Raw genomic sequence first — 6151 nt, 5'->3', positions numbered from 1 at the left:
GCACCGCCGCCGCCGTGGACGTGCAGGTCGACGAAGCCGGGGACGACGGTGTACCCGGTCAGGTCGAGGTCGCCGGGCTCGGTGTCGCCGCCGAGGCCGGCGATGCGCTCGCCCTCGACGGCGAGGCGGTCGCCCTCGACGACGCCGCCGGGCAGGACCAGCCGGGCACCGGCCAGGGCAGTACGGTCACGGTCCGCGGTGGTCACGCGGTCACCTCCATGGAGAGCAGATCCCAGGCGAGCAGGCCCGCGCCCAGGGACGCGGCGGTGTCTTTGAGCATGGCGGGTACGACCTTCGGGGGCATCTGGAAGGTCAGTCGCCCGGTGACCGCCGCGCGCAGCGGAGTGAAGAGCGTGTCGCCGGCCTCGGCCAGCCCGCCGCCGACGATCACGGTGGACGGGTCGAGCAGGCTCTGGGCCAGCACGATGCCGTCCGCCAGGGCGTCGACGGCGCGCTGCCAGACCGCGAGGGCGCGGTCGTCCCCGGCGTCCACCGCGGCGGCGCAGGATGCCGCGTCGGCGTCGGGGTCGCCGCTGGTCTCGGCCCAGGCGCGGGAGACGGCGGAGGCCGAGGCCAGCGTCTCCAGGCAGCCGCGGGCGCCGCAGCCGCACTGTGGTCCGCCCGGGCGGACCACGACGTGGCCGATCTCGCCGCCGTAGCCGTGCGCGCCGGCCTCGATCCGGCCGTCGATGCCGATGGCGCCGGCGATGCCGGTGCCGAGGGCGATGAACAGGAAGCGGTCGACGCCGCGGCCGGCTCCGAGCCGGCCCTCGGCCAGGCCGCCGGAGCGCACGTCGTGGCCGAGGGCCACCGGCATCGCGCCGCCGTCCGGCCCGGCCAGGCGCTCGCCGAGGAGCTTGCGCAGCGGGAGCTCGCGCCAGCCGAGGTTGGCGGAGAAGACCGCGATGCCGTTCTTCTCGTCGATCGTGCCCGGGACGGCGACACCGGCCGCGAGCGGGGCGACGCCGAAACGGCTGCGGCCCTCGTCCGCCAGGTCGGTGGCGAAGTCGAGGATGGCGGCGACGACGGCGTCCGTGCCGTGCTCCCGCCCGGTCGGTCGGCGTGCCTCGAACAGCACGGAGCCGTCCTGGGCGAGCAGCGCGGCCTTCATGCCGGTGCCGCCTACATCGAGTGCGATGACGTGCTTCACGGAGGACAGTTTCCCTTGGGCGGGTAGAAGAGGTCTAGTCCAGTTGTCGGATTGGTCTGGTCCATACTGGGTGAGCTTTGTCGCAGCTGCGGGGGTGTGCGCGGCTTTGCGCCGGGGTGCGGGGCGGGTGCGGACCGGGGTGAGTGGGGGTTTTGTTGCGCATTGTGCAATGACGCCGAGCACTTCGATAACTACTGGGGCGGCGCCGGGCGGTGGTGTGGACCGGTGGTCGACGGGTTTGGGAGTGTTGCGCGTCCCCCTGCCGGATTCCCCCGTTCCGGCTGCGTTCACCCCCCGTTCCATCCCCCCGAAGGCGGTACCCGCGTTGAACAGGCGCGTCCACGTTCCCACCCGTGTGCTCGGCGGTGCGCTGGCCGGAGCACTGGTCCTCACCGCGGTCAGTGCCTGCGGCGGGCAGGACGACGGGCCGGTCACCCTCAGACTGGTCGCCGCCGACTACGGGGAGAGCCCCGAGACCAGCTCCCAGCACTACTGGGACGCGGTCGCCAGGGACTTCGAGGCGGCCAACCCCGGGATCAAGGTCAGCGTCGAGGTGGACAGCTGGACCGAGATCGGAAAGAAGGTCGAGGACATGATCGCCGCCGGCAAGTCGCCGGACCTGCTCCAGACCGGCGGCTTCGCGGACCAGGTCGCGGCGGACCGGCTGTACCCGGCCTCCGACGTGCTCTCGGTGGACACCCAGGCCAGGTTCCTGGACACCTTCGCGCACGCCGGGCAGGTGGTCGGGACGCAGTACGGGATCCCGTTCGTCTCCTCCTCGCGGGTGCTCTTCTACAACAAGGCGGTCTTCCGGCAGGCCGGGATCACCCAGCCGCCCGCCACCTGGAACGAGCTGCGGCAGGACGCCGAGAAGATCAAGGCCAAGGTGCCGGGGGTGACCCCGTACGGGCTGCCGCTGGGGCCGGAGGAGGCACCGGCCGAGTCGATGCTGTGGACGCTGAGCGGCGGCGGCAGCATCTCCGACGACGTCGGCAACTACACCATCGACAGCGCCCAGAACCAGGCCACCTTCGGCTGGCTGAAGAGCAACCTGGTGGCCACCGGGCTGACGTACCCGGACCCGGGCAAGATGAACCGCACCCCGGTGTTCCAGGACTTCGCCGCCGGGAAGGTCGCGATGCTGAACGGGCACCCGACCCTGCTGCGGATGGCGACCGCCGGGAAGATCGAGTTCGGCACGGCGCCGATCCCGAAGAAGGACGGCGTCGGACGGACCGGGAGCCTCGGGGTCGCGGACTGGATGATGGCGCTGAAGGCGAACGGGCACAAGAACGAGATCAAGAAGTTCCTGGCGTTCGTCTACGGCAAGGACAACCAGCTGAAGTTCGACGAGCAGTACAACCTCCTGCCGGTCACCCAGGACGCGTTCGCCCAGATGTCGTCCGACCCCAAGCACGAGGACCTCAAGCAGTTCGCGGTCGGGCTCAGCAACGCGAGCTTCTACCCGTTCGGGGACCCGGCCTGGGGCGAGGTCAGCAACCGGATCAAGGCCGGGATCGGGCAGGCCGTGACGGGGGACCCGAAGCAGGTGCTCGAAGGACTGCAGGACGCGGCGGTGAAGGAAGCGGTGAAGGTCCGCAAGTAGCAGGTCGTCGGGGCCGGGGCGTGGTTCGCCCCGGCCCCGACGGGGCTCAGGGCAGCGTGATGGCGTAGGCCTTGCGGAGGGTCTCGTGGACCGTCCAGGTGGTGCGGTCGCCCTCGCGCAGCACCGCGCAGTCGCCGGGGCCGACCTCCAGGGTCGGGCCGCCCTCGACCTCGATCGTGGCCCGGCCGCTGAGCACCACGAACATCTCGTCCGCCTCGACGTCCGTGACCACGCCGGGGGTGATCTGCCAGAGACCGCGCAGGTGGCGGCCGTCGGCGGACTCGGAGAGCACCCTGCCGGTGACCTCGGGGGTGCCCGAGACGATCTGGGACGGGTCGAGCGGGTCGGGGTCGAGGTCGGCGGTCGGGATGTGCAGGGCGAAGCTCGGCGTGGTCATGGGGGTGACGGTAGCCGGGCGCGGGGAGCGGTGGGGCGAGCAGTGTGTGTCCGGGTCGCGCGCGAGAATGACACTCCGTAGCGGTGGACGGAGGTGTCGGCGGTGGGCGAGCTGAGCGAGCGGGACCGGGCGGTGCTGGCGCTGGAGGGGCGGCAGTGGCGGACGGCGGGGGCCAAGGAGCGGGCGATCCGGGAGGAGCTGGGGCTCTCCCCGACGCGGTACTACCAGGTGCTGAACGCGCTGCTGGACCGGGAGGAGGCGCTGGCGCACGCGCCGGTGCTGGTGAACCGGCTGCGGCGGGTGCGGGAGGCTCGGCGGGGGGCCCGTTGACGGGTGGGGGGGTTCGGGCTCTCGGGAGGGTGGGGGCCGGGGGGGGCCCGGGGGGGGCCCGCTCCGGGGGCTGGGTGATTTTCAGACTGCCAACCCTGGAGGTGGGGCGTTCAGACCGTTGGCAGTCTGAAAATCACCCGTCACGCCCCTCTCCGCGGCCACCCCCTGCGCCACCCCCTCCCGCAGCGCGTCCCTCTCGCCGGGTGAATCGAGGGGTGGGTGGGTGGTTGCGGTGGGTGGGGGAGGGGCGGGTGGGTGGGGGTGGGGGAGGTGGCCCTGGTGGGGAGGTGGGGGAGGCCGGGGGGCGGGGGCTCCGGGGTGGGCGGGGTGCGGAGTGGGGGGCTCCGGGGTAGGGCTTCGGTATGGGCTTTGAAGAGATGTTCGTGCCGGGGACCGGGGCTGGGCGGGACGGGGTGCGGGCGGTGCTGGGCGCGCCCGGGGATGCCGTGATCGGGTTGGACTTCGACGGGACGCTGGCGCCGATCGTGGCGGATCCGGGGCGGGCGCGGGCGCATCCGGGGGTGGTGGGGGTGTTGCGGCGGCTGGCGCCGGTGGTGGGGGGCGTCGTGGTGGTGACGGGGCGGCCGGCCGGGGTGGCGGTGGAGTACGGGGGGTTCGCGGACCTGCCGGGGGTGGTGGTGCTGGGGCACTACGGGGCCGAGCGGTGGGAGGGCGGGGAGCTCTCGGCGCCGGAGGTGCATCCGGGGGTGGCGCGGGTGCGGGCGGTGCTGCCGGGGGTGCTGGAGCGGGTGGGGGCGCCCGAGGGGACGTGGGTGGAGGACAAGGGGCGGTCGGTGGCCGTGCACACCCGGCGGACGGCGGCGCCGGAGGAGGCGTTGGAGCTGCTGCGGGCGCCGGTGGGGGAGCTGGCGGCCGGGTACGGGCTGGTGGTGGAGCCCGGGCGGCTGGTGCTGGAGCTGCGGCCGCCGGGGGTGGACAAGGGGGCGGCGCTGACCGGGTTCCTGCGCGAGCGGGGGGCGCGGTCGGTGCTCTACGCGGGGGACGACCTGGGGGACGTGGCGGCCTTCGCCGCGGTGGAGGAGCTGCGCGGCGAAGGCGTGGCCGGGGTGCTGGTCTGCGCCGGCGCGGTGGGGGACGCGCCGGTGCGGGAGCTGGCCGACCGGGCGGACCTGGTGGTCGCCGGGCCGGAGGGCGTGGTGGAGCTGTTGGGGGCCCTGGCGGACGCGCTCACAGTGCGTTGAGCTGGTCCAGGAACCACTGCTGCGGGGGGAGCGCGGTGGCCGCCGCCGCCAGGCGCTTGGTGCGGTCGGCGCGCTCCTCCGGGCTCATGGTGAGGCCGGCGTGGAGGGCCTCGGCGGTGGCGATGACGTCGTAGGGGTTGACGGTGAGGGCGTCGTCCTTGAGTTCGGCGTGGGCGCCGGCCTCGCGGGAGAGGACGAGGGCGCAGCCGTGGTCGGAGACCACCGGGACCTCCTTGGCGACCAGGTTCATGCCGTCGCGGATGGGGTTGACCAGGGCGACGTCGGCCAGCCGGTAGGCGGCGAGGGAGCGCGGGAAGTCGTCGTCGACGTGGAGGATCAGGGGCCGCCAGGCGGGGGTGGCGAACTCGGCGTCGATCTCCTCGGCCAGCCGCTGGACGGCGGCCGTGTAGGCGCGGTACTCGGCGAGGTCGGTGCGGGACGGGTAGGCGAAGGCGATGTGCACCACCCGGTCGTGCCACTCGGGGCGGGTGCGGAGCAGGTGCCGGTAGGCCTGGAGGCCGCGGACGATGTTCTTGCTCAGCTCGGTGCGGTCGACCCGGACGATGGTGCGGCGGTCGCCGACGGCCGCGCGGAGGGCGGCGAGGCGTTCGTCGACGTCGGGGCGGTGGGCGCGCTCGCGCAGGAAGTCGGCGTCGGCGCCGAGGGCGTGGACGCCGAGGCCCGTGGTGCGGCCGTCGACGGTGACGGTGAGCGCGTCGTGGTCGACGGTCGCGCCGAGGAGGTCCTCGCAGCAGGCGGCGAAGGCGCGGGCCCAGCGCTGGGTCAGGAAGCCGGCCCGGTCGGCGCCGAGGATGCCGGTGAGGACGGCCCGGGCGACGTCGTCGGGCAGCATCCGGTAGTACTCCGGCGGGGCCCAGGGGGTGTGCGAGAAGTGGCCGATCCGCAGGTCGGGGCGGGCTTCGCGGAGCAGGGCCGGGACCAGGGAGAGGTGGTAGTCCTGGACGAGGACGGCGGCGTTCGGGGCGGCCTCGGCGGCGAGGGCTTCGGCGAAGGCCTCGTTGTAGGCCCGGTAGGCGGCCCATTCGGTGCGGAAGGCGGCGTCGAAGGAGGGGGCGGTGGGGGTCGCGTAGAGCAGGTGGTGGACGAACCAGAGGGTGGAGTTGGCGACGCCGTTGTAGGCGCGGGCGAAGGTCAGCGGGTCGATGTCCAGCATCCGTACGGCCTGGCCGCCGACCTCGTGGCCGGCCAGGTCGAGGCGGCCGTGGGGTGCCTCGGCGGCGGCCCTGCGGTCGGAGTCGTCGAGGGCGGCGCAGACCCAGACGGCGTTCGGGTCGTCGATGGCGGAGAGGCCGGAGACCAGGCCGCCGCCGCCGCGGCGCAGGGTCAGTGTGCCGTCGTCGGCGGTGCTGAAGGACACCGGTCCCCGGTTGGACGCCACCAGGACGGGGGCGGTGCCGGTCACGCTCGAACGGTTGGTCGTGAGATCGCCCATGGTTGGCATGTTG

6 protein-coding genes and 1 pseudogene are annotated in these 6151 nt (G+C 73.8%); 3 read left to right on the top strand and 4 right to left on the bottom strand.

Annotated elements, in window-relative coordinates; genetic code table 11:
- Together ACFVXH_RS38865 and ACFVXH_RS38860 are read right to left on the bottom strand one after the other, a co-directional pair.
- Window positions 1-206: pseudogene (locus tag ACFVXH_RS38865) on the bottom strand (N-acetylglucosamine-6-phosphate deacetylase); the annotation flags it as partial.
- A complete protein-coding gene (locus tag ACFVXH_RS38860; RefSeq protein WP_049655186.1) occupies window positions 203-1150 on the bottom strand; it encodes an ROK family protein in 948 nt (315 codons plus the stop codon). The gene ACFVXH_RS38860 and the pseudogene ACFVXH_RS38865, both read right to left, overlap by 4 nt.
- Window positions 1151-1475: 325 nt before the next feature.
- Between ACFVXH_RS38860 and ACFVXH_RS38855 the strand changes: the two genes are divergently transcribed.
- Window positions 1476-2756, top strand: a complete 1281-nt coding sequence (locus ACFVXH_RS38855) for an extracellular solute-binding protein (protein ID WP_074005442.1) — start codon at window positions 1476-1478, stop codon at window positions 2754-2756.
- Between the two features lie 46 nt (window positions 2757-2802).
- On the opposite strand, the gene ACFVXH_RS38850 is transcribed toward ACFVXH_RS38855, so the two are convergent.
- Entirely contained in the window at window positions 2803-3153 is a 351-nt protein-coding gene (locus ACFVXH_RS38850) for a cupin domain-containing protein (protein WP_049655188.1), read from the bottom strand.
- Window positions 3154-3255: 102 nt separating this feature from the next.
- Here ACFVXH_RS38850 and ACFVXH_RS38845 point away from each other — a divergent pair, with 102 nt between their 5' ends.
- A complete protein-coding gene (locus ACFVXH_RS38845; RefSeq protein WP_079272731.1) occupies window positions 3256-3483 on the top strand; it encodes a DUF3263 domain-containing protein in 228 nt (75 codons plus the stop codon).
- Window positions 3484-3845: 362 nt separating this feature from the next.
- On the top strand, window positions 3846-4685 hold the full coding sequence (gene otsB, locus ACFVXH_RS38840; protein ID WP_387830892.1) for a trehalose-phosphatase: 840 nt from the start codon (window positions 3846-3848) through the stop codon (window positions 4683-4685).
- Here the strand turns inward: otsB and ACFVXH_RS38835 are convergent.
- Window positions 4672-6138, bottom strand: a complete 1467-nt coding sequence (locus ACFVXH_RS38835) for a trehalose-6-phosphate synthase (RefSeq protein ID WP_387830890.1) — start codon at window positions 6136-6138, stop codon at window positions 4672-4674. The genes otsB and ACFVXH_RS38835 overlap by 14 nt on opposite strands.
- Between the last annotated feature and the right edge of the window lie 13 nt (window positions 6139-6151).

The sequence above is a fragment of the Kitasatospora sp. NPDC058184 genome (assembly GCF_042883725.1).
Taxonomy (GTDB): Bacteria; Actinomycetota; Actinomycetes; order Streptomycetales; family Streptomycetaceae; genus Kitasatospora.
Note: the sequence above shows the minus strand (reverse complement) of the source record. Positions and strands in the feature narration are given on the sequence as shown.